21 protein-coding genes are annotated in these 21,126 nt (G+C 68.9%); 7 read left to right on the forward strand and 14 right to left on the reverse strand.

What is annotated here, in order from left to right; all coding sequences use genetic code 11:
- Window positions 1-356 precede the first annotated feature (356 nt).
- Genes KIK09_RS47710 through KIK09_RS47730 form a run of 5 tightly spaced genes read left to right on the forward strand, consistent with a single transcriptional unit; the run spans window position 357 to window position 5,200 of the window.
- Entirely contained in the window at window positions 357-1,343 is a 987-nt protein-coding gene (locus KIK09_RS47710) for an ABC transporter substrate-binding protein (RefSeq protein ID WP_250574944.1), read from the forward strand.
- Window positions 1,340-2,116 carry an ABC transporter permease gene (locus KIK09_RS47715; RefSeq protein WP_214326205.1) on the forward strand — a complete coding sequence of 259 codons (777 nt, stop codon included), beginning with the start codon at window positions 1,340-1,342 and terminating at the stop codon, window positions 2,114-2,116. The genes KIK09_RS47710 and KIK09_RS47715 overlap by 4 nt, the downstream gene beginning before the upstream one ends.
- Window positions 2,113-2,892, forward strand: a complete 780-nt coding sequence (locus KIK09_RS47720; protein ID WP_214326206.1) for an ABC transporter permease — start codon at window positions 2,113-2,115, stop codon at window positions 2,890-2,892. The genes KIK09_RS47715 and KIK09_RS47720 overlap by 4 nt, the downstream gene beginning before the upstream one ends.
- 11 nt (window positions 2,893-2,903) lie before the next feature.
- Window positions 2,904-3,908, forward strand: coding sequence for a methyltransferase (locus KIK09_RS47725; protein WP_214326207.1), 1,005 nt, complete (start codon window positions 2,904-2,906; stop codon window positions 3,906-3,908).
- 53 nt (window positions 3,909-3,961) lie between these two features.
- A complete protein-coding gene (locus KIK09_RS47730; protein ID WP_308164731.1) occupies window positions 3,962-5,200 on the forward strand; it encodes a flavin-dependent oxidoreductase in 1,239 nt (412 codons plus the stop codon).
- On the opposite strand, the gene KIK09_RS47735 is transcribed toward KIK09_RS47730, so the two are convergent.
- On the reverse strand, window positions 5,183-6,127 hold the full coding sequence (locus tag KIK09_RS47735) for an ABC transporter substrate-binding protein (protein WP_214326208.1): 945 nt from the start codon (window positions 6,125-6,127) through the stop codon (window positions 5,183-5,185). The two genes, KIK09_RS47730 and KIK09_RS47735, sit on opposite strands and share 18 nt — an antisense overlap.
- 81 nt (window positions 6,128-6,208) lie before the next feature.
- On the opposite strand from KIK09_RS47735, the gene KIK09_RS47740 reads away from it, so the two are divergent.
- Window positions 6,209-6,979: an ABC transporter ATP-binding protein gene (locus KIK09_RS47740; protein ID WP_214326209.1), complete on the forward strand. Its 771-nt coding sequence runs from the start codon at window positions 6,209-6,211 to the stop codon at window positions 6,977-6,979.
- A gap of 99 nt (window positions 6,980-7,078) precedes the next feature.
- Here the strand turns inward: KIK09_RS47740 and KIK09_RS47745 are convergent, their stop codons facing one another.
- The 9 genes from KIK09_RS47745 to KIK09_RS47785 form a co-directional block, all read right to left on the reverse strand.
- Window positions 7,079-7,861 (reverse strand): MauE/DoxX family redox-associated membrane protein, encoded by a 783-nt coding sequence (locus tag KIK09_RS47745; RefSeq protein WP_214326210.1) that lies wholly within the window; start codon window positions 7,859-7,861, stop codon window positions 7,079-7,081.
- 83 nt (window positions 7,862-7,944) lie between these two features.
- Window positions 7,945-8,541: a cell wall protein gene (locus tag KIK09_RS47750; protein WP_214326211.1), complete on the reverse strand. Its 597-nt coding sequence runs from the start codon at window positions 8,539-8,541 to the stop codon at window positions 7,945-7,947.
- 10 nt (window positions 8,542-8,551) lie between these two features.
- Window positions 8,552-8,989 (reverse strand): RlpA-like double-psi beta-barrel domain-containing protein, encoded by a 438-nt coding sequence (locus tag KIK09_RS47755; RefSeq protein WP_214326212.1) that lies wholly within the window; start codon window positions 8,987-8,989, stop codon window positions 8,552-8,554.
- A 291-nt stretch (window positions 8,990-9,280) separates the two neighbouring features.
- Entirely contained in the window at window positions 9,281-9,811 is a 531-nt protein-coding gene (locus KIK09_RS47760) for a GTP-binding protein (protein ID WP_308164732.1), read from the reverse strand.
- 28 nt (window positions 9,812-9,839) lie between these two features.
- Window positions 9,840-10,241, reverse strand: coding sequence for a DUF742 domain-containing protein (locus KIK09_RS47765; protein ID WP_214326214.1), 402 nt, complete (start codon window positions 10,239-10,241; stop codon window positions 9,840-9,842).
- Window positions 10,242-10,261: 20 nt separating this feature from the next.
- A complete protein-coding gene (locus KIK09_RS47770; RefSeq protein WP_214326215.1) occupies window positions 10,262-10,684 on the reverse strand; it encodes a roadblock/LC7 domain-containing protein in 423 nt (140 codons plus the stop codon).
- A complete protein-coding gene (locus tag KIK09_RS47775; protein ID WP_214326216.1) occupies window positions 10,681-13,581 on the reverse strand; it encodes a sensor histidine kinase in 2,901 nt (966 codons plus the stop codon). The genes KIK09_RS47770 and KIK09_RS47775 overlap by 4 nt, the downstream gene beginning before the upstream one ends.
- 296 nt (window positions 13,582-13,877) lie before the next feature.
- Window positions 13,878-15,275, reverse strand: coding sequence for an aminobutyraldehyde dehydrogenase (locus KIK09_RS47780; RefSeq protein WP_214326217.1), 1,398 nt, complete (start codon window positions 15,273-15,275; stop codon window positions 13,878-13,880).
- 4 nt (window positions 15,276-15,279) lie between these two features.
- On the reverse strand, window positions 15,280-16,554 hold the full coding sequence (locus KIK09_RS47785) for a glycosyltransferase (protein WP_214326218.1): 1,275 nt from the start codon (window positions 16,552-16,554) through the stop codon (window positions 15,280-15,282).
- 119 nt (window positions 16,555-16,673) lie between these two features.
- Here KIK09_RS47785 and KIK09_RS47790 point away from each other — a divergent pair, with 119 nt between their 5' ends.
- A complete protein-coding gene (locus KIK09_RS47790; RefSeq protein WP_214326219.1) occupies window positions 16,674-17,279 on the forward strand; it encodes a TetR/AcrR family transcriptional regulator in 606 nt (201 codons plus the stop codon).
- Here KIK09_RS47790 and KIK09_RS47795 read toward each other — a convergent pair.
- From KIK09_RS47795 to KIK09_RS47810, 4 genes are read right to left on the reverse strand one after another with little or no spacing between them, the layout of a single operon-like run.
- The gene (locus KIK09_RS47795) at window positions 17,273-18,322 is read right to left on the reverse strand and encodes an ABC transporter ATP-binding protein (protein WP_214326220.1); all 1,050 of its coding nucleotides are present in this window, start codon (window positions 18,320-18,322) and stop codon (window positions 17,273-17,275) included. The two genes, KIK09_RS47790 and KIK09_RS47795, sit on opposite strands and share 7 nt — an antisense overlap.
- Window positions 18,309-19,088: an ABC transporter permease gene (locus KIK09_RS47800; RefSeq protein WP_214326221.1), complete on the reverse strand. Its 780-nt coding sequence runs from the start codon at window positions 19,086-19,088 to the stop codon at window positions 18,309-18,311. The genes KIK09_RS47795 and KIK09_RS47800 overlap by 14 nt, the downstream gene beginning before the upstream one ends.
- Window positions 19,081-19,908, reverse strand: coding sequence for an ABC transporter permease (locus KIK09_RS47805; RefSeq protein ID WP_308164733.1), 828 nt, complete (start codon window positions 19,906-19,908; stop codon window positions 19,081-19,083). Before KIK09_RS47805 ends, KIK09_RS47800 begins: the two co-directional genes overlap by 8 nt.
- Before the next feature lie 31 nt (window positions 19,909-19,939).
- Window positions 19,940-21,064 carry a polyamine ABC transporter substrate-binding protein gene (locus KIK09_RS47810; protein WP_214326222.1) on the reverse strand — a complete coding sequence of 375 codons (1,125 nt, stop codon included), beginning with the start codon at window positions 21,062-21,064 and terminating at the stop codon, window positions 19,940-19,942.
- Between the last annotated feature and the right edge of the window lie 62 nt (window positions 21,065-21,126).

The following is a 21,126-nucleotide window of genomic DNA, read 5'->3' on the forward strand; positions in this document are numbered from 1 at the left end:
ATGAACTGGTTCGTCACACGGACGAAGAGGTCGCAGGCAAGTTAGGGCCCAATTTGAGCACAAACCTCTTACTTGAGCCAACGTCTCGCGAGTTTTCAACCGTTCCAAAGGACACCGTATGCACCCAGCTAACCCCTGCGCACGCAGCGCAACCGCATCGCCCCCAATCTGGACATACATCCAAAACTGACACGGAGTGTCGATAGCGGTAATTCAGGATAAATCGCCCTCTCAGGGAAAAATCGCCATATACAAGGCATTTGACTTCATGTCTGATCGCCCCTCGGGTACGCTTCACGCCCGGCATCGCCGATGCCGATCTCCGGAATGCTTCCCCTGGTAGGAGAACCCCCCCGATGACACGCACCTTGCGCGTCCGAGCCCTCGTGCTCGGCGTCGCGGCCGCGCTTTCTCTAGCCGCCTGCAGCGGCTCCAATGAGCCGTCGAACTCCTCGGCTAACAGCAAGGGCCTGGAAAAGGCCACCATCAAGGTGGGGGCACTGCCGATCCCCGACTCCGTGGCGCTCTACATCGCCAACGCCAAGGGCTACTTCAAGGAGGAGGGCCTGACGGTCCAGCCCGTCACGATCGCCGGTGGCGCCGTGGCGATTCCGCAGGTCAAGAGCGGCGCGCTGGACATCTCGCAGACGAACTACGTCTCCACCTTCCTGGCGGCGAGCGCGGGCGACAAGATCAAGCTGATCGCCGACGCCTACCAGGCGGGTCCGAACACCTTCAACATCATGGTTCCCAAGGACTCGCCCATCAAGACGGTGGCCGACCTCAAGGGCAAGACGATCCTGGTCAACACGCTCAGGAACATCGCCACGCTCGCCGTGACCACCACGCTCAAGACCGCGGGCCTGACCGACAAGGACGTCAAGTTCGCCGAGAAGCCCTTCCCCGAGATGGGCAACGCGGTGGCCGGCGGCCAGGCGGACGCCTGCTGGATCACCGAGCCGTTCATCACCGCGAACCAGAGCAAGCTCGGCTTCCGCAAGCTCGCCGACACGATGACGGGCCAGACCGAGGACCTGCCGATCGCCGGCTGGATGGCCACCGATGAGTGGGCGCAGAAGTATCCCAAGACGCTGGCCGCCTTCCAGCGCGCCATCGGCAAGGCGCAGGCTCTGGCCGCCAGTGACCGCAAGCTGATCGAGGCCACCCTGCCCACCTACACCAAGATCGACGCGCAGACCGCCTCGGTGATCACGCTCGGCACCTACCCCAACGCCCTCAGCGTGAACAGGCTCCAGAAGGTGGCCGACCTCATGCTCGAGTACAAGTACATCCAGAGCCCGATCGACGTGAAGTCGGTCATCGCGGCTCCCGCGGGCGGATGACGAGTGGACGACTGCTCCGCGGCGCCATCGGCGCCGCGGGGTTCCTCGCCGTCGCGGAGCTGGTCTTCCGCTTCGGCCTGGGCGACAACGTGGACTTCCCGCCGCCCTCGGTCGTGCTCTACCAGGCCGCGCTCGTCCTGGCCGACCCCGAGTTCCTGGCCGGCGTCGGGCAGACGCTGACCAACTGGGCGCTCGGACTGCTCGCCGCCGTCGCGGTGGGCGTGACCGCCGGAGTGCTGCTCGGCGCGCTGTCACCGGTGGAGCGGGCCATCAGGCCGCTGCTTGAGTTCCTGCGGCCCATCCCGTCGGTGGCGATCATCCCGCTGGCGATCCTGCTGATCCCCGACGACGGCATGATGAAGATCTCCGTCATCGTCTACGCCTCGATCTGGCCCATCCTCATCAACACGCTGTACGGCATGCGCGAGGTGGATCCCCTGGCCAAGGAGTCGCTGCGGAGCTTCGGGTTCGGGCCGCTGGCCGTACTGGTGCGGGTGAGCCTGCCCAGTGCGGCGCCGTTCGTGGCGACGGGGGTCAGGATCGCGGCGGGGATCGCGCTCATCCTGGCCGTCAGCGCCGAGCTGCTGGCCGGCGGCACCGCGGGGATCGGCGTGTTCGTCATCCAGGCCGGCAGCGGCAACCGAACCGACCTCATCCTGGCGGCCACATTCTGGGCCGGCGCCATCGGGCTGATCGCCAACGCCGTCCTGCTGGCCGGGGAGCGGCGGCTGTTCCGCTGGCACAAGATCAGGACCGGGATGGTGGAGTCATGATCGCGCTGGCCAGGATCGGGGTCGTCGCGGCGGTGCTGGTGGTCTGGGAGGTCGTCACGCGGGCGCTCCAGGACAACGACTTCCCGCCGCCCACGGTGATCGTCCAGAAGATGCACGAGCTGTGGTTCTCGGGGCCGGCCGGGCGGCTGTTCCTGACCGACGACGCGGTGGCCAACATGCTGCCCAGCCTCGGGCGGATGTTCGGTGGCTGGGTGCTCGCCGCGGTGATCGGCGTGATCCTGGGCATGCTGCTCGGGCGCTCGCGGGTGGCCACCGACTACGTGGACGCGCTGATCGAGTTCGGCCGCGCCATCCCTCCCCCGCTGCTGCTGCCCGCCTTCCTCGTGGTCTTCCACGCCGGGCTGCGCCTGCAGCTGGCCACGATCGTGTTCGGCGTGATCTGGCCCGTGCTGCTCAACTCCATCGACGGGGCCAAGTCCGTCGACCGCGGCTACCTCGACACGGCCACCGTGTTCGCGCTGACCAGGACGCAGCGCCTGCGCCTGGTCGTCATCCCCGCCGCCTCGCCCAAGATCTTCGCCGGACTCCGGCTGAGCCTGTCGCTCGCGCTGATCCTCATGGTGATCTCCGAGCTGTTCGGCAGCACCGACGGCATCGGCTACCAGCTGCTGCAGGCCCAGCGCAGCTTCGACACGCCGGGGGTGTGGGCCACCATCGCCCTGCTCGGCCTGCTCGGCTGCACGGTCAACGCCCTGTTCGTGGTCGCGGAGAACCGGCTGCTGGTCTGGCAGCGGCAAGCCACCAGAACCGCCTGACGGGAGAACGCATGTCCAACACCGACGACCTCCTCTGGGGAGCTGTCGCCGACCTGTCCCGCTTCGCCGCCCTGTACACCATGGCCGAGCTCGGCCTGGCCGACCACCTGGCGCAGGGGCCGCTCAGCACCGCCGAGCTGGCCGGGCGCTGCGAGGCCGACGTGCCCGCACTGCGCCGGGTGCTGCGCGAGCTGGCCGGGACGGGGATGGTGCGGACCCTGGACTCCGACCGCTACGACCTGACCGAGATGGGCAACGCGCTGCGCTCCGACGCGCCCGGCTCGATCCGTTCGTCGATCCGCATGCTGGGTGAGGAGGGGTTCTGGTACGCCATGGGCAACCTGCCGGTCACCGTACGGCAGGGCAGGTCGGCGTTCGTGCAGCGGTACGGGCCGCTCTACCAGCACCTGGCGGCCAACCCGGAGACCGGGCGGATCTTCGACGAGTACATGCTCGGCAGGGCCATCCCGTTCGCCGAGAGCCTGGTCAAGCGCTTCGACTTCTCCGCCGTGCGGACCCTGGTGGACGTGGCGGGCGGAAAGGGGCACATCCTGGCCACGGTGCTGCAGGCGCACCCCGAGATGCGGGGCGTGCTGTTCGACCTGGAGCACGTGGTCGAACGGTCCGCGGAGCTGATCGCGGCCGAGGGGCTGGCCGAGCGGTGCGAGCTCGTAGGCGGGGACTTCTTCGCCTCGGTGCCCCCGGGCGGCGACGCCTACCTGCTGGCCAGCGTGCTGCACAACTGGGACGACGCCGACTCGGTGCGGATCCTGCGCAACGTGCGCGCCGCCATGAACCCCGACGGCAGGGTGCTCCTGCTCGAGGCGGTGCTGCCCGACGACGACGCGCCGCACCTGGGCAAGGACGTGGACATGCGGATGCTGGCCATCTTCGACGGCGGGCTCGAGCGCAGCAGGGAGGAGTACGCGGCCCTGCTGCACCAGGCGGATCTCGAACTCGTCCAGGTCGTCGAGCTCGCCACCGGCTCCAGCCTCGTCGAGGCCAGGCCCCGCTAGCACCGGATTCACAAAACCCGAAAAATCCCTAAATCGAAACTTAGTGTGATCAAGTGACGAGAACCGTGATTATCGGGGCCGGCATCGGCGGGCTGACCGCGGCTCTGAGCCTCCGGGCCGCGGGCCTGGACTGCGTGCTCGTGGAGGCGACGACAGCGCTGCGACCCCTCGGCGCGGGCATCAACCTGCAGCCGCACGCCGTACGGGAACTGACGGAGCTCGGCCTGGGCGAGCGGCTGGCGGCCGCGGGCCTGGCCGTCACGTTCATGAGGTTCACCGACCGGCACGGCGGCACGATCCTGGCGCTGCCCCGGGGGCGGGCGGCCGGCTACCGCTGGCCGCAGTACTCCATCCACCGGGGCGAGCTGCAGATGATCCTGCTCGCCGCGGTCGGCGCGGACAACGTGCGCCTCGGGACGCGGCTGCACGACTTCGAGCAGGACGCCGGCGGCGTGACGGTCGTGCTGCGCGAGACGGCCACCGGGCGGGAGTACCGCGAGCGGGCCGACGTGCTGGTCGGCGCCGACGGGATCCAGTCGGCGACCCGGGCCCTGCTGCACCCGGACGGCGACCCGCTGCGCTGGTCGGGCATCCAGATGTGGCGCGGGGTCGGCGAGGGCGACCCGATTCTGGACGGCGCCACCCAGCTGGTGGCCGGCTCCAACCGGGCCTCGCGGATCGTGACCTACCACATCTCCCCCGCCGAGCCGCGGCTGATCAACTGGGTGGCCGAGGTCAAGGTGGGCGAGCCCGGCACCATCGAGAAGGCCGACTGGTCGCGGGCCGGGCGGCTGGAGGACGTGGCCGGGCACTACGCCGACTGGAAGTTCCCGCACGTGGACATCCCCTCCCTGTTCGCCTCCTCGCCGCGGATCCTGGAGTATCCGATGGTGGACAGGGACCCGCTGCCGTACTGGGGCGAGGGGCGGGTGACGCTGCTCGGCGACGCCGCCCACCCGATGTACCCGATCGGCTCGAACGGCGGCTCGCAGGCGGTGCTCGACGCCCGGGTGCTGGCCAGGTGGCTGGCGACCGAGCCGGATCCGGCGGGCGCGCTGGCCGGCTACGAGGTCGAGCGGCGCCCGCCGACCACCCAGCTGATCCTCGGGCATCGCGCGCTGCCCATCGAGGAGATCGTCCAGCTGGTGACCGAGCGGGCGCCCGACGGGTTCGCCGACATCGCGGACGTGCTGACGCCGGAGGAACTGGACCGCATGGCCGCGGCCCAGCACGGCATCACCGACTCCGACGTGCGGGCGCTCAACGAGCGCGCGTCATGGAGTATCGGTTAGCACCGTCTTGACGTCGATGGGCGCCTGGAGGTAGCCGTACTCCTTCATCAGGTCGGCCACCTTCTGCAGCTTGCCCGAGTCGACCGAGACGGGGAAGACGCCAAGGGTGATCTTCGAGGCGGTCGCCGCGTCGATCTTGGTGTAGGTGGGCAGCACGGCCTCGACCTCCTTGCGGTCGCTCGCGGCCAGCTGCTGAGCCTTGGTGATCGCCCGCTTGAAGGCGGCCAGCGTCTTCGGGTTGTTCTTCACCCAGTCGTCGGTGGCGATCCAGGCGGCGACCGGCAGGTCGGCGGTCTCGTTCACCATCGTGTCGGCGAGCTTGGTGAAGCCCTGCGCCTGGGTGGCGGTGATGAACGGCTCGGGCATCCAGGCGGCGTCGGCCTGGCCCGCGGCCACGGCGTTGGCCATGTCGGGGAACGGCTTCTCGGCGAACTTGACGTCGCCCGCCGAGAGCCCGGCGGCCTTCAGCGTGGTGGTGACGGCCAGCGTGCCGACGTTGTTGAGCGTGTTGACCAGGATCGTCTTGCCCTTGAGGTCCGCCACGGTCTTGACGGGCGAGTCCTTGCCGACCATGAGGTCGAAGGTGTTGGGCGCCGCCTGGTAGAGGCCGCCCAGGGACCTGATCTTCTCTCCCTTGCTCGCGGCCAGGAAGGTGGAGACGTAGTTGGAGATCGACACGTCCAGGGCGCCGCTCTTGATCTGGGGCAACGCCGCCGCGCCTCCCTGGATCACCACCGGCTGGACCGTGAGGCCCTCCTGCTTGAAATAGCCCTTCGAGTTGGCGATGAAGAGCGCGGCGTCGTCGGGGATGGGGAGAATCCCGACCTTGATCGTTGGTTTCTCGAGACCGCCTCCGCTGCCGCTCTGACCGCTACAGGCGGTGAGGGCTAAGCAGAGGGCGGCACAGATAACGATGGCTCGTGGCATTTTGGGGGCTCCAGCCATGCGTGAGGCATTTGCCGATAGAGTCACCGTATTGTCCACGGATTTCGCCCCCAAGGAATTCGGTTGCTCGAAATCAACAGCCTCACGCACACCTATGGCGAGGGCCCGAGCGCCCATCACGCCATCGACGGGTTGAGCCTCAGCGTCGCCGAGGGTGAGCTGCTGTGCATCGTCGGCCCGTCCGGTTGCGGCAAGTCGACGCTGCTGCGCTCCATCGCCGGCCTGATCAAGCCCACCGGCGGCGAGATCCGCGTCGAGGGCGAACTGGTCCGCCAGACGCCGGACAACCTCGCGGTCGTCTTCCAGGACTACAGCCGCTCGCTCTTCCCGTGGATGTCGGTGGCCGACAACGTGGCGCTGCCGCTGCGCCGCAGGGACATGGACAGGAAGCGCCGCCGCGAGGTCGCCCAGGAGGCGCTGGAGTCGGTGGGGCTCGCCGACGCGGGCCGTAAGTATCCCTTCCAGCTCTCGGGCGGCATGCAGCAGCGCGTGGCGATCGCCCGCGCGCTGGCCTACCGGCCGGCGCTGATGCTCATGGACGAGCCCTTCGGCTCGGTCGACGCGCAGACCAGGGAGGACCTGGAGGACCTGGTGCTGAAGGTGCGCGGCCACCACCGGATGACGATCGTCCTGATCACCCACGACATCGACGAGAGCGTCTACGTGGGCGACCGGGTGGTCGTGCTGTCCAAGGCCCCCGCGCACGTCGTCGGCGACCTCAAGGTCGACCTGCCCGACCCGCGCGACCAGATCTCCACCCGCGAGCATCCGGACTTCGTCCATTTGAGGGCCGAGGTGGGTCGCCTCGTCCGCGGCGTCGCCGCCGTCTCCTAGCTCCTCCCGTACGGCAGGCCACCCCACCGGCCGCCCGCCGCACTTCGGCTGAGGACCCGCGACCGGCGACCCCGGCGAGTCGATGACGGTCGCCCGCCGTCACGGCGCCACGTCGACCGCCATCTCGGGCTCGTCGACGACCACGACCCTGACCAGCGCCGGATCCGTCTCCCACAGCGGGATGGCGAAGACAGCCGTCCGCCCGCTCGCGGCGTAGGCGACGAAGCGCGTGCCGTCCTCGTCCCAGGCGTCCTGGGCGTCGGAGCTGAGCCAGCGCGACACCGAGCAGTAGGCCGGGCTCCGGTAGAGCTGGCGCAGCGAGGCCTCCAGCGGGGGCGGGAAGTCGCCCGTCGTGGCGAGCGGCTTACGGACCCGGACGATCAGGCGCCGCAGCGGGGTCAGCCAGTGCCGGTCGAGCTCCGCCGAGAGCCCGAGCAGCACGGCGAGCTCCACCACGCCCAGGCCGGCGAGCCAGGCGTCCGGTGGCTGCGGCCCCGCCCAGACGGCGGCCACGCTCATGGCAAGCAGCAGGCCCGCCCGCAGGAAAGCCCGCCGGTTCAGCGGGGTGGCGTGCGCACCCAGGCACCCGCAGGACGAGGCGGGCGCGCTGACCCTGGCGTACACCAGGTAGCCGAGGAAGCCCGCGGACAGGGCGGCGGCAGCCGTACCCTCCCAGGCCTCGTGCGGAGGCAGGACCAGCACGGCGGCGACGGCGAGCTCGGCCAGCGCCACCAGGCGCAGCGCGGGGACCGCGCGCGCCGGGCCGACGAGCCGGGCCAGCGCAGTCCTGTCCGGCCGTGCCCGCGAGGACAGCTTCGCCAGGCCCGCCCAGGCCAGGAAGACGGCGATCACGTACGGCTGCAGCGCGGCGATCCCTTGCATGTGCGGCTCCTGTTGTTCCTGAGGTGACGGGCCCACGCCAAGAGACCCCAAGGCCGGGCCGGGGTCTCTTGGCCGGGGAGTGCCTAGTGCGGGGAGAAGACCGAGGCGATGTCGACCTCGTTGGTGTCGGGGCGCCAGGCCCCCAGGATCTGGACGTGCTGCCCCACACCGAGCAGCGACAGGTCGCCGGTGGGCGGCGCGTCGGAGCGCACGGCCACCGACTTGCCGGCCACGACGTGGCAGAGGATCTCCTGCCCGTTGTGGTCGAGATGCAGGGTGTCGCTGGAGATGTTCCTGATGTGGCCCTTGATGTTGACGATGTTGAGCCACACCGCCTCGGCCGCCAGCATCCCGTCGGGCATCCTGACGCCGCGCGCGTAGAGGCCGTCACCGGGCTTGGCCTGGTCGAAGCCGACCGGCCCGAGCTTCCACAGGGAGGTGCCGTCGACCACCCTGATGCGGTGGAAGACCAGGTTCGACCCGAGGACCAGGAGCGTGTTGCCCTTGATCGAGCGGATCCTGCCCTCGGCGAAGTTCGGGTCGGGAGCGCCGGGATCGACCTGCGGCGCGGTGGCGGCGAACGCGGCCTCCGGGCCGAGCGAACCCATCACGGACGCGGCGATGACGCTCGCGCCGCCGCCGAGCACCGCGGACTTGAGCATCTGCCTTCTCGTGGTCATCCTCGGCCCCCTACACCGTCGAGATCTCGCACGGCCGCAGGCCGGCGGAGAGGCTGGCGATGCGGCTGTAGGCCGCAGGGGTGAGGTCGATCAGCCGGTTGCCGGCGCACGTGGCGCCGCAGCAGCTGCGCTCGCCGCAGAACAGGTCGGTCTGCGGGCCGCAGTCGGCGATCGAGGTGACGACGCTGCCTCCGCCGCACAGCGAGGTTGTGCGGTGCTGGAAGCCGCAGGTCCTCCTGGACAGGCCCACGCCGCAGGTGTCGGGGTGGGTGATCGCCCAGCAGGCGTCGGAGGTGTTGGGCCAGGCGTGCTGCAGGCTTCCCGAGTTGCAGGTGCCGCAGGCGCCGTGCCCCGCGGTACCGCACGGGCCCCAGGCGTTGCCGCAGCAGAACCAGGAAACCTCTCCTTGGACGGGACCGAGTAAGTCGGCCGGCGGGTCAGCGGGCATGCGTGTGCCTCCTTGGGGGGTGGGCTCCGGCATTGAAACTTTCTGACCTGATCTATGAGTAACATGTAAGAATTTTTCGTCAATGCCCAATTTTTCAGGCGCTGGTCAGAAGCCCTTGCTGCCTTCGGTCACTCCTGGAGGCACAAACGGCTCCGCCCCTGACCATCTAGGTGGTCAGGGGCGGAGCCGTAACGGTGATCAACCCCTCATCGCCGGAGGAGCGTCTCCCTGGACAGAGCCCGGCCCCGTGCGGCGGATGGCGGTGGGGTGGCTCTGCCGTACCAGGGAGATTTACGCGGGCGTGTGCATGTGCCGGGTGAGGGCGTGCTCGACCAGCGTGATGAGGGTGGACTTGACCGAGTCGCGGGAGCGGGCGTCGAGGCGCACGATCGGGGTGATCGGGTTGAGCGAGAGGGCCTCGCGGATCTCGTCCGGATCGTGCAGGAACTGCCCGTCCCAGCCGTTGATGCCGATGACGAACGGCAGCTTGGCCTCTTCGAAGTAATCGATGGCCGGGAAGCTGTCGGCCAGGCGGCGCGTGTCCACCAGGACGACCGCGCCGATCGCGCCGCGCACCAGGTCGTCCCACATGAACCAGAACCTGTGCTGCCCGGGCGTGCCGAACAGGTACAGGATCAGGTCCTGATCCAGCGATACACGGCCGAAGTCCATGGCCACGGTCGTGGTCGTCTTGTTGGGCGTGAGCGAGACGTCGTCCACGCCCGCGGAGGCGTCCGTCATGACGGCCTCCGTGGTCAGCGGCAGGATTTCCGAGACCGCGCCCACGAACGTCGTCTTGCCCACGCCGAAGCCCCCAGCCACGACGATCTTCGTCGACGTGAGGCCGGGGCTAGAGCCTGCGAAGTCCACTGAGAACCCTTTCGAGCAGGTTGAGGTCCGGCTTACCCGCTTCCAGCGCAGGCTGGTGCACGCGGATGAGGCCCTCCGACGCCATATCGGCGATCAGCACCCGGACCACCCCGAGCGGCTGCCGTAAAAGGGCGGAGATTTCGGCAACTGACCTGACGTTGCGGGTCAGCTGGATGATCGCCTGATATTCCGGACTAAGTAGTGAAATGTCTTGGTATTCCGACGTCACGGAGGACACGAGTGCCTCCATGGCGAACTTCATCCGCGGAGCCGTCCGCCCCCCGGTCACGGCATATGGCCGCACCAGGGAGCTCGGCTTCTGCGGACGGGGCGCCGACGGATGCGGCGGAGTATCACCAGCCCAACCTTGACCTGACACCATGATCTCCTGTCACCGCCCGGCTAGCGGGGGCGGGCCGCCTGCAGCTCGGCGCGGACGGCCGGGGTGAGCACCTGGCCGGCCCGCTCGACCAACAGTGTCATCTGGTAGGCCACGAGGCCCATGTCACAGTCTGGCGCCGCGAGGACCGCGAGGCAGGATCCGTCGCTGATCGACATGATCATCAATAGGCCTCGCTGCATCTCGATCACGGTCTGGGTCACCATACCGCCCTCGAAGACGCGCGCGGCCCCCTGGGTCAAACTGATCACGCCGGAGGCGACCGCGGCCAACTGGTCCGCCCTGTCCTTGGGGAACCCCTCGGAGTAGGCAAGCGGCAATCCGTCGGAGGACACCACGACCGTGTGCGCCACGCCAGGCACGTTGTTGACGAAATCAGTGATCAGCCAGCTGATGCCACGCGCTCCCTGGCTAAGTTCTCTCATTTGTCTTCCTCATTCTCTTCTCCACGGGTGAACGCGCGGCCTTGCCGCACACCCTGCTGGAAGCTGGAGAGCCGGCTCCGCAGCCGCTCCGGAGAGATCTGCGGCGCCGGTGAAGTTGCTTGGGGCTCGGCCAGGCTGGCCGTGCCCGGCACCAGGTTGGCCTTGGGCACGCGCCGCGGCAGGCCGGAGGCCGTGGTGCCGCCCTGGCTGGGCTGCGCGGCCGCCTGGGCGGCCTGCCAGCCGGTGTCGGCCGGCGAGGACCACGAGGCGCCCGCGCCCGACTGGCCGGGCCTGCGCTGCGGCAACGCCGGCTTGTCGACGGTGTCGGCGGCGATGGGCTCCGCCATGGGCTGCGCCATCGGCTGCGGCAGGGGCTCAGGCTCGGCCGGAGGCTGCGGGGTGAACTCGGGGGGTTCCGGACGACGGAACCAGTCGGAACCCACCGACGAGAAGATCGGCAGGAACTCCTCGCCGTCCTCCTCCTCGATGGGCGAGTTGCGCACCACGGGCAGCGGGCCGGTCATGTCCTGCGAGGTGTACTCGCGCCGCCCGAAGGCGGTGAACGCGGAGTCGCCGTTCTGCGGCGGCTGCTCGGCGAAGGACGGCCAGCTCGGCGCCTCGTGGTTGTAGGAGGAGTTGCCGTTCGGGGTGTACGGCTCCTCGGCGAACGACGGCCAGCGCGGGGCCTCCTGCGCGGGCGGCGGCTCGCTCGCGAAGGACGGCCAGCGCGGCTCCTCCTTCGCGGCGGGCGGCTCCGTGGAGAACGACGGCCAGCGCGGCTCGTCCTGAGCGGCGGCCGGCGGCTCCTCGGCGAAGGACGGCCAGCGCGGCTCCTCCTGGGCGGGCACCGGCTCGTCGGCGAACGAGGGCCAGTTGGTGCCCGCCGGCGGCCACTCGGTGTCCATCGGTGACCCGGAGTCGGGACGCACGTCGGGCGTGTCGATCGCGGACGGGGCCGAGTAGAGACCCTGGGGCTCGCCGAACATGCTCGGGTCGAAGTTGGTGAAGCTGTCGTACTGGCCCCGCTGCTGCGGGACGGTGCCGCCCGGCTGGGAGATGAGCATGTCGGGCATCATGACCAGCGCGCTCAGGCCACCGGTCTCCCGCATCCGCAGCTGGACCCTGATGCCGTGGCGCAGCGCCAGGCGGCCGACCACGAACAGGCCCATGCGCCGCGAGACGGCCACGTCCACGACCGGCGGGTTGGCCAGGCGCCAGTTGGCTTCGCCCAGTTCCTCGCCGGTCATGCCGATGCCCAGGTCGTTGATGGTGACCATCACGCCGCCCTCGATGGGCGAGCTGGTCACCTGCACCTTGGACTCGCGGGGCGAGAAGGAGATCGAGTTCTCGATCAGCTCGGCCAGCAGGTGGACGGCGTCGGTGACGGCCGGGCCGGCGATCATGATCCCGGACGGGATCTGGATCTGGACCCGCTCGTAGTTCTCGACCTCCGACAGCGAGGCCCGGGCGATGTCGACCAGCGGCACCGGCTCGCTCCACTTGCGCGCGGCCTCCTGGCCGGCGAGGACCAGCAGGTTCTCGCTGTTGCGGCGCATGCGGGTGGCCAGGTGGTCCAGGCGGAACAGGTTGGACAGTCGCTGCTCGTCCTCTTCGCCCTGCTCCAGGCCCTCGATGAGCTGCAGCTGCCGCTCGACCAGCGTTTGGGACCTGCGCGAGAGGTTGACGAACATGGCGTTGACGTTGGCGCGCAGCTTGGCCTCGTCGCCGGCCAGCCTGATCGCCTCGCGGTGGACCTCGTCGAAGGCCCGGGCCACTTCCCCGATCTCGTCGCGGGTGTTGACGCCGACTGACGGCACGTCGGGTATGGCGGCGCCGTCGCCGGACTCACGCAGCACGCGGACCGTCTCCGGCAGCCGGGTGGTGGCCACCTGGAGAGCCTCGGCGCGCAGCCGGCGCAGCGGGCGGACCAGCGAACCGGCCACGCGGGTGGTGATCACCAGGACGAGGAGCAGCAGCACCAGGATCAGCGCGCCCGAGATGATGGCGTTGCGCTGCTCGGTGTCGCTCAGGTCGCGGGTCTGGGCCACGATGCGGGTGGCCAGGCCGTCCTCGACCTTGCGCATCGCGTTGGCCTGCAGGTCGGTGCTGCGGTACCAGAGGTCGAGGTCCTTGGCCCTGCTCCGGTTGGTGACGTCGAGGTCGCGGATCTCCTTGTACTCGCGCAGCTGGGCCAGGGCGCGCTGGCGCATGGCATCGGCGCGGTCGATGTCGGGGCCGCGCATGACCTGCCGGTAGGCCTGCCTGTCCTGCGTCTCGGCTTCCTGGTCGAAGGTGGCCAGCATCGCCTGCTGGGTGTTCCACGAGCCGAGGAAGTCCGACAGGTCGTCGTAGTCCAGTTTCCGCTCGACCAGGGCGACCACGAGGATGACCTGCTGGCGCGAGACCTCCTCCTTGGCGCGCGAGAGAGCGGTGAGCGCGGCCACGTCACCCTGGAGCCGGTCGTCGTTGACGCCGTCTCCCAGGTCGTCCTGGAGGTTCAGCAGCACGGCGATCATGCTGGAGAAGGTCCTGATGGCGGCTCGGGGCGGCACGGAGTCGCCCACGATGTTGGCACGCAGTCCGTCGAGACCGGTCAGCCACCGGCGGATCTGGGCGACCTCGTCGAGCACGCGGGCCGAGTGCGAGGCGTCGATGGCCGACATCGCCTCCATCACGCGCTGCTTGGCCGAGTCGACCTTCTGGCGCTCGGCGCGCAGCTGCACCATGCCGCGCGGGCGCCGTTTGTCGGCGACGTACCACGCGGTGAGCGAGCGTTCCTTGCCGAGCTCGTGCGAGAGCACACCGACGCGCTGCACCAGCTCGGCGACCTGGGTCAGCCTGCGGTAGTCGGCGCTGGTGCCGATCGCGTTCGCCAGCTGCACGCCGGCGAGAAGCACACCCACGATGGTGGGAATGAGGATCAGCGCCACCAGCCTAGAGCGCACGCGCCAGTTGGCCAGCCGGAACCGTCCGCCTGTGTAGTCCCCTGACCTCGTGTGCCGGGGGTCTTTCGTCCTCACTGAGTCTCGCAACCTCTCGCCGTTACGTGCTCGAAAATCTGACACGCGTGGGGCGCTTGGGATTCTGCGGGCTGGGTAATTGGAACACAACCCGTACCAGATCGGCCAACCGAACATTTCCCATCAAATACGCCCAAAGTGTCACTTGAGGGCGCATATCGCCGCGCACGTTTTCAGGCAGGCCTGAAGGAGTCGTGCTCCACGGGGGCCGCGTGCTTGATCATCAGGTGGCGCGTCACGGAGTACTCCTGGACCGCCTCCTGGCTCATGTCCTTGCCGAATCCGCTGCCCTTGACCCCGCCGTGCGGCGCCTCGCTGGCGATGGGCAGATGATCGTTCACCCAGGTCACGCCCACGTCCAGGCGGTGGGAGACGCGCATCGCGCGGGCCACGTCGCGCGACCAGACCGAGGAGGCCAGGCCGTAGCGGGTGTCGTTGGCCAGCCGGACCGCCTCGTCCTCGCCGTCGAACGGGAGGACCACCAGCACGGGCCCGAACAATTCGCCCTGAACGATCTCGCTGTCCTGGGCGACATCTGCCACAAGCGTGGGCGGGTAGTAGAAACCCTCACCCGGCAGAGCCGCCCCGCCGGTCACGATCCGGCCGCCGGAGCGGGCGACGAAGCCGTGCACCCGCTCGCGGTGCGCGGCCGAGACCAGCGGGCCGATGTCGGTGGCCGGGTCCCACGGGTCGCCGACCGTGATCGCGGCCAGCTTCTCGCGCAGGGCCTCGACGGCCTGGCCGTACACCTGCCTGGCGACGTAGACGCGGGTGGCCGCGGTGCAGTCCTGGCCAGTGTTGTAGGTAGCGCCCATCGCCACGCCGCGGGCCATCTCGGCCAGGTCGGCGTCCTCGAAGACCAGCGCGGGGGCCTTGCCGCCGAGCTCCAGGTGGACGCGCTTGAGGCTCTGCGCCGCGCCGCTCATGACGCGGCGCCCGGTCTCCGTCGAGCCGGTGACGCTGACCATGTCGACGCCGGGGTCGGTGACGAGTGCCTCGCCCACCTCGCCGTCGCCCAGCACGACCTGCACCAGCCCGTCGGGCGCGCCCGCCTTGGCGAACAGCTCGGCCAGGCGCAGCGTGGTGCGCGGCGTCGCGGGCGCCGGCTTGATCACCACGGCGTTGCCCGCGGCGACCGCGGGCGCGACCTTCCAGATGGCCATGATGAACGGGAAGTTCCACGGCGCGATCGAACCGACCACCCCGACCGGCCTGCGCACCAGCACCGAGGTGTACCCGGAGCTGAGCACCCCGGCGCCGGTCCCGTCGAGCGAGCGGGCGGCGCCGGCGAAGAAGCGCAGGTTGTCCACCGCGAAGGGCAGCTCGCCGTCGCGGAAGACGGCGGCCGGCTTGCCGGTCTCCTCGACCTCGAGCCGGGTCAGCTCCTCACTGTCGGCCTCGACCAGGTCGGCCAGGCGCAGCAGCAGCCTGGCCCGCTCGGCCGGAGTGGTCTGCGACCACTCGTGGAAGGCCTCACGAGCCCTGCGTACGGCTTGCGCCACCTGCTCGACGGGGGTGTCGGAAAGCTCGGCGAAACGGAGCCCGGTGGCGGGGTTGATCAGTTCACGCATCGGTTCAGCTACCCAGTTGCTCGATGAGGTCGGCGGCCTTGCGCAGGCCGTCGCGGTTGCGGATCTCCTCACCGGCGGCCGCCAGGCGGGCGCGCATCTCGGTGTCGCCGAGGAGGCGCTCGAGCGCGCCGGTGAGCTCGTCGTCGGTGAAGGAGTAGGTCGACAGGCGCACGCCGTAGCCGAGCTCGTGCACGCGCTGGGCGTTGTCGTACTGGTCCCAGAACAGCGGCAGCAGGATCATCGGCTTGCCGAAGTGCAGGGACTCGGTGGTGGTGTTGTTGCCGCCGTGGGTGATCACCAGGTCGCAGAGCGGGATGATCTTCGTCTGCGGCAGGAACTCGGCGCCGTACATGTTGTCGGCGAGCTTGATCTCCTCGTGCAGCGGGCCCTTGGAGACGATGAACCGGTGCGGCGTCTGGGCCAGCACGTCGATCACCCGCTGCATGAGCTCCACGTCGGAGGAGCCGAGCGAGCCGAGCGAGAAGTACACCAGGGAGCCCTCGCCGCGCTCGAAGGGCAGCTCGAAGGACTCGTCGGTCTCGCGGACGCTGGAGTCGAGCCGGTGCCAGGTGGGCCCGAGCGGGCGGCGGTCGGTGTAGTCCAGGATCTCCGGGTACACGTAGAGGTTCAGGTCGCCCTGGTGGATGAAGTCCAGGTCGGGCAGCGGCTGCGTGCCCTGCTCGACGCTCCACTCGTTGAAGGCGGACCAGACCTCGCGGTGGGTGCGGTCGTACTCGGCGCGGAAGGCGTCCCACTCCGAACGGTCGTCGGCGGCCAGGCCGGAGAAGACCGGCGCGACGTCCTCACCGCGGACCTCGAGCGGGTTGCAGGAGACGATGCGGACGAACTTCTTGCCCGCCGTGAGCAGCGCCGGGAACGTGATCACGTTGTCCTCGACGATCACGTCCGGGTTCACCCGCTCGATGATGGCCTTGAGCTGCGGCTCGCAGTACTTGGCGCCGTCGATGAGGGAGTCCCAGATCGGCTTGATGACGGTCTCGAGCTGCTCCTGCGTGCTCTTGCGGTACTCGGGCGCGGTCTCCCTGATGAAGTCCTTCCAGAACTGGCCGGCGTCCTGCTCCTCACCGGCGTCCTCGGCCGGAGGCGCCAGGTCGACCAGGTCCTCCTCGAAGCCGAGGGCCTCGAGCTTGCCCTTCCAGGAGGCTTCGGCCGCGAAGACGACCCGGTGGCCGCGGCGACGCAGGATGTCGCCGATGCCGATGCAGTTGTTCGTCGGCCCGTAGGCGCTTTCCGGCATGAACAGGATGGTGAGAGACATCATCGCTCCGGGTGGACACTTGACTTGAACGGGAATTCAAATACCTGTCTAGCGTGAAGGTCAACTTCAGTGCACTATGGTCACGACTTACTGAAGGCCGAACAAAGAAGGCGGTGATCATGGCCCAGCGGAAGAGCCGGACCGACCGGCGCCTCGACCTCATCGAGGCGGCACGCCGGGCGATCATCCGCCACGGCATCGACGGCGTGCAGCTCTCGCACGTGGCCGAGGAGGCCGGGCTGACCTCCGGCGCGGTGCTCTACCACTACCCCGACCTCAGCGAGCTGCTGGTCGAGGCGCACCACGCGGCCATGGAACGCTTCTACGAGCAGCGCCTGCGCCGGCTCGGCCAGGTCATGGACCCGGTCGAGAGGCTGGTCATGACCATCCGCTCCGGCCTGCCCACCGGCCCGCTGGACCCCGACGTGCGGCTGCTCAACGAGCTGGGCGGGGCTGCAGGGCGTAACAGGATGTACGGCGTGCTGCTCACCTCCCTGTACGACAGGCAGGTCTCGATGTACCAGTCGATCCTGGACACCGGGACCGCGCTCGGGGTGTTCACGCTGACCTCCGACTCGCTCACGGTCGCGCGCAACCTGGTGGCGCTGGAGGACGCCTACGGCTATCGAATCACGGCCAGGCACCCGATCATCGGCCCGGAGGAGGCGGCCGAGCTGATCCTGTCCTTCGCGCGGACGGCCACGGGCAACGACCTCGTTCATTGACCCACCGGGATGATCACCGCGTCCTGCGGCTCCCAGGACAGCCCGACCTCGGCGCCCGGCTGCGTCGTGCTGGCCCCCTGCACGGCCACCAGGACCGGCTTGGGCTGGCCTGGCACGTCGACCGACAGGTGCGAGACGCCGCCGTAGAAGCTCACGTCGAGCACGCTGCCGCGTAGCCCCTTGGCGTCGTCGGGCTCGCCCAGCCTGACCTTCTCCGGGCGGACGCCCAGCAGCGCCTTGGCACCCTCCTCGACGCCGTCGAGCGGGGTCCCCGGAAGGCGGCCGAAGCCCTCGGTCTCCAGGGCGTCCTGGCCGCCGGCCGTACCCTCGAACAGGTTGTTGGCGCCGACGAAGTCGGCCACGAAGCGGGTGCGCGGGCGCTCGTAGAGCGCGACGGGCTGGTCGACCTGGCGGACGTTGCCGCGGTCGAAGACCGCGATGCGGTCGGCGAGCGACATGGCCTCCTCCTGGTCGTGCGTGACGACCACGAAGGTGATGCCGACCTCGTGCTGCAGGCGCTTGAGCTCGAGCTGCATGTCGGCGCGGACCTTCTTGTCCAGCGCCGAGAGCGGCTCGTCGAGCAGCAGCAGGCGCGGGCGCTTGACGATGGAGCGCGCCAGCGCCACGCGCTGGCGCTGGCCGCCGGAGAGCTGGTTCGGCCTGCGGTTGCCGTGCTCGGCCAGCCCCACGGTCTCCAGGACCTCGCTGACACGCTGCTTGATCTCGGACTTGGGGAGCTTCTCGCGCTCCAGGCCGTAGGCGACGTTCTTGGCCACGCTCATGTGCGGGAACAGCGCGTACGACTGGAACATCAGGCTGATCGGCCGCTTGTTGGGCGGCAGGCCCAGCAGGTCGCTCCCGTCGAGCGTGACCGCGCCCGCGTCGGGCGTCTCGAAGCCTGCCAGGATGCGCAGCAGCGTGGTCTTGCCGCAGCCGGAAGGGCCGAGCAGCGCGAAGAACTCGCCCTGGCCGATCTCGAGGGACACCCCGTCCAGCGCGGTGACGTCACCGAATCTGCGGGTGATCCCGTCAATCTTGAGCACGCGACTCCCCGATCTTGGTCATGCGCTGCCCCACGATCACCGCCGTGAAGCTCACCAGGAGGAGGATCGCGGCCAGCGCGTTGATCTTCGGGGTGACCCCGAAACGGATCATTGAGTAGATGACGATCGGCAGCGTCTGCTCGGTGTTGCCGATCGTGAAGAAGGCGATCACGAACTCGTCCAGCGACAGCGTGAACGCCAGCAGCGCGCCCGCGATGATGCCCGGCGCCAGCTGCGGGAGCGTGACCTTCATGAACGTCACAACGGGCCCCGCGCCCAGGTCGCGCGAGGCCTCCTCGAGCGAGGTGTCGGCCCCGGACAACCGCGTGCGCACGACCGCCGCGACGAACGCCATCGAGAACACGCCGTGCGCGAGCACCACCGAGTACAGCCCGAGCGTGAGCTGGATCATGCCGTAGAAGACCAGCAGCCCGATGGCCAGCACCAGGTCAGGCAGTACGGCCGGCATCAGCGCGATCGCGTCGAGCGTCTTGGACTTGGTGTAGCGGGCCAGGCCGACGGCCAGCAGCGTGCCGAGCACGGTGGCGATCACGGTCGAGCCTGCGGCCACGATCAACGTGTTGATCAGGCCGTCCCTGACGCGCTCGTCCTGGGCGAGCTCGCCGTACCACTTGAGGCTGAACCCCTCGTAGGTGTAGGCGGACTTGCCGGAGTTGAACGACATGACCACGAGCACCACGATCGGCGCGTACAGGAAGACGTACGTGGCCCAGAAGGGGACGTAGAGGAGCTTCGGCCTACGCACGGCGGGCCACCCATGCCTGCACGATCAGCAGCACCACCAGCACCGCGATGAGGGCCAGCGCCAGCGTCGAGCCGAAGGGCCAGTCGCGGGCCTTGAGGAACTCCGACCTGATCAGGTTGCCCACCATGATCGACTTACCGCCGCCGAGCATCTCGGGGATCACGAAGTTGCCGAAGCTGGGCACGAAGACGAACAGGCACCCGGTCATCACGCCCGGCAGGGTCAGCGGCAGCGTCACCTTGCGGAACGTGGTGAACCCCGAGGCGCCCAGGTTCGCCGACGCCTCGCGCAGCTGCGGATCCAGCTTCTCGATGGTCGCGAACAGCGGCAGCACCATCAGCGGCAGGTAGGAGTACAGCAGCCCGGTGACGATCGCGCCCTGGTTGTACAGCAGCTCCAGCTTGGTGCCGAGCATCGAGTTGATCAGCCCGGGCCCGCTGAGCAGGATGATCCACGCGTAGACGCGGATGATGAAGTTCGTCCAGAACGGCAGCACGACCGCCACCAGCGCCACGGTCTTCCACTTGCGCGGCAGCTGCGCGATCAGGTATGCCGTCGGGTAGCCGATCAGCAGCGCGATCAGCGTGGTCAACGTGGCGATCTTCAGCGAGTTGCCGACCACGCCGAGGTAGAGCGGGTCGATCAGGCGCTCGAAGTTCTCCGAGGTGAACTCGTAGACCACGCCGCCGAAGCGGCCGCGCTGGAAGACCGTGTTGCTGAGGATCAACGCCATCGGCACCAGGAGCAGGACGATCAGATACGTCAGCCCGGGCGCCAGGAACACGAATGCGCCCAGCCGGCGCCCTCTCTGCGAGGACACCGGCCGAGCCTTGCTTTCTGCCTTCACCGCTCTAGTTCGCCGTGACCTCTTGCGACATGCGCGAGTACTTGGTCGACGCCTGGCCCAGGTCGATGATCGACTCACCGTTGAGCAGCTCGGCGGGCTTGATGCCCAGCAGCGAGCCCTTGGGAACCTGCACCTGGTCCATGGCGGCCTTGTTGGGGACCTTGTAGTTGATGTTCTCGGCCGCCCAGCGGTGGATCTCCGGGTCGAGGATGTAGTTGATGAAGGCGTGCGCCGCCTCCTTGTTCTTGGAGGACTTCATGATCACCATGGTGTCCACCCAAAGGTCGCTGCCCTCCTTGGGCACGACGAACTTGATGTTCTGCTTCGGGTCGGTGGTCGGGCACCAGCCGTCCCACGCCTCGACCATGAGGGCCTCGCCGCTCTTGAGCTTGTCGCCGAAGGTGGTGTCGTCGTAGCCGAGCAGGTGCGGCTTGGCGTTGACGAGCAGTTCCTTGGTCTTGGCGATCTCGTCGTCCTTCTCGGTGTTGACCGAGTAGTTCAACGCCTTGAGCGCGGGCAGTGCCAGCCAGCGCTCGGTGGTCATCATGGTGACCTTCTTGTCGGCCCAGGCCGGCGGCTTCAGGATGTCGTACCAGCTGGTGGGCGCCTGCTTGACCAGGTCGCTGCGGTAGCAGATGCCGGTGGTGCCCCAGGTGTAGGGCACGGAGTACTTGTTGCCCTTGTCGTAGGACAGCTGCGTGGCCTCGGGGTAGAGGTTCGACAGGTTCGGGATCAGCTCGGGGTGGATCGGCTCGAGCAGTCCCTGCTCGTTGAGCGCCTGCGCGTACTGTCCCGACACGAACGCCACGTCGATGCCGCTGTCGCCGCCGGCGGTGAGCTTGGTCATCGCCTCCTCGTTGGTGGCGTGCAGCGCGATCTTCACATCGGAGACCTTGAGCTTCTCCTTGACCTTCTCCGGCAGTTCCTTGGGCGTGTAGCCGTCCCATACCGTGATGCTGATGGACTGCTTCGACAGGTCGGCATTCGGGTTCAGCTGGTCCGCCGTCGCTGCGGGTGCGCTGCCTGCCGGGCTGTTGGGCGACTGACCGCCACAGGCCGCCACGGCGAGCGCGAGACCGGCCGCCGCCGCGACGGCCGGGAGACGTCGGGTGAACCGGGTACGGACCACGGCCGCTGCTCCTTCTGAATCTCTGGGGGACGAGGGTCTCGCGACCATCCGGGCACGGTAGA

The sequence above is a fragment of the Nonomuraea sediminis genome, assembly GCF_018531495.1.
Lineage (GTDB): Bacteria > Actinomycetota > Actinomycetes > Streptosporangiales > Streptosporangiaceae > Nonomuraea > Nonomuraea sediminis.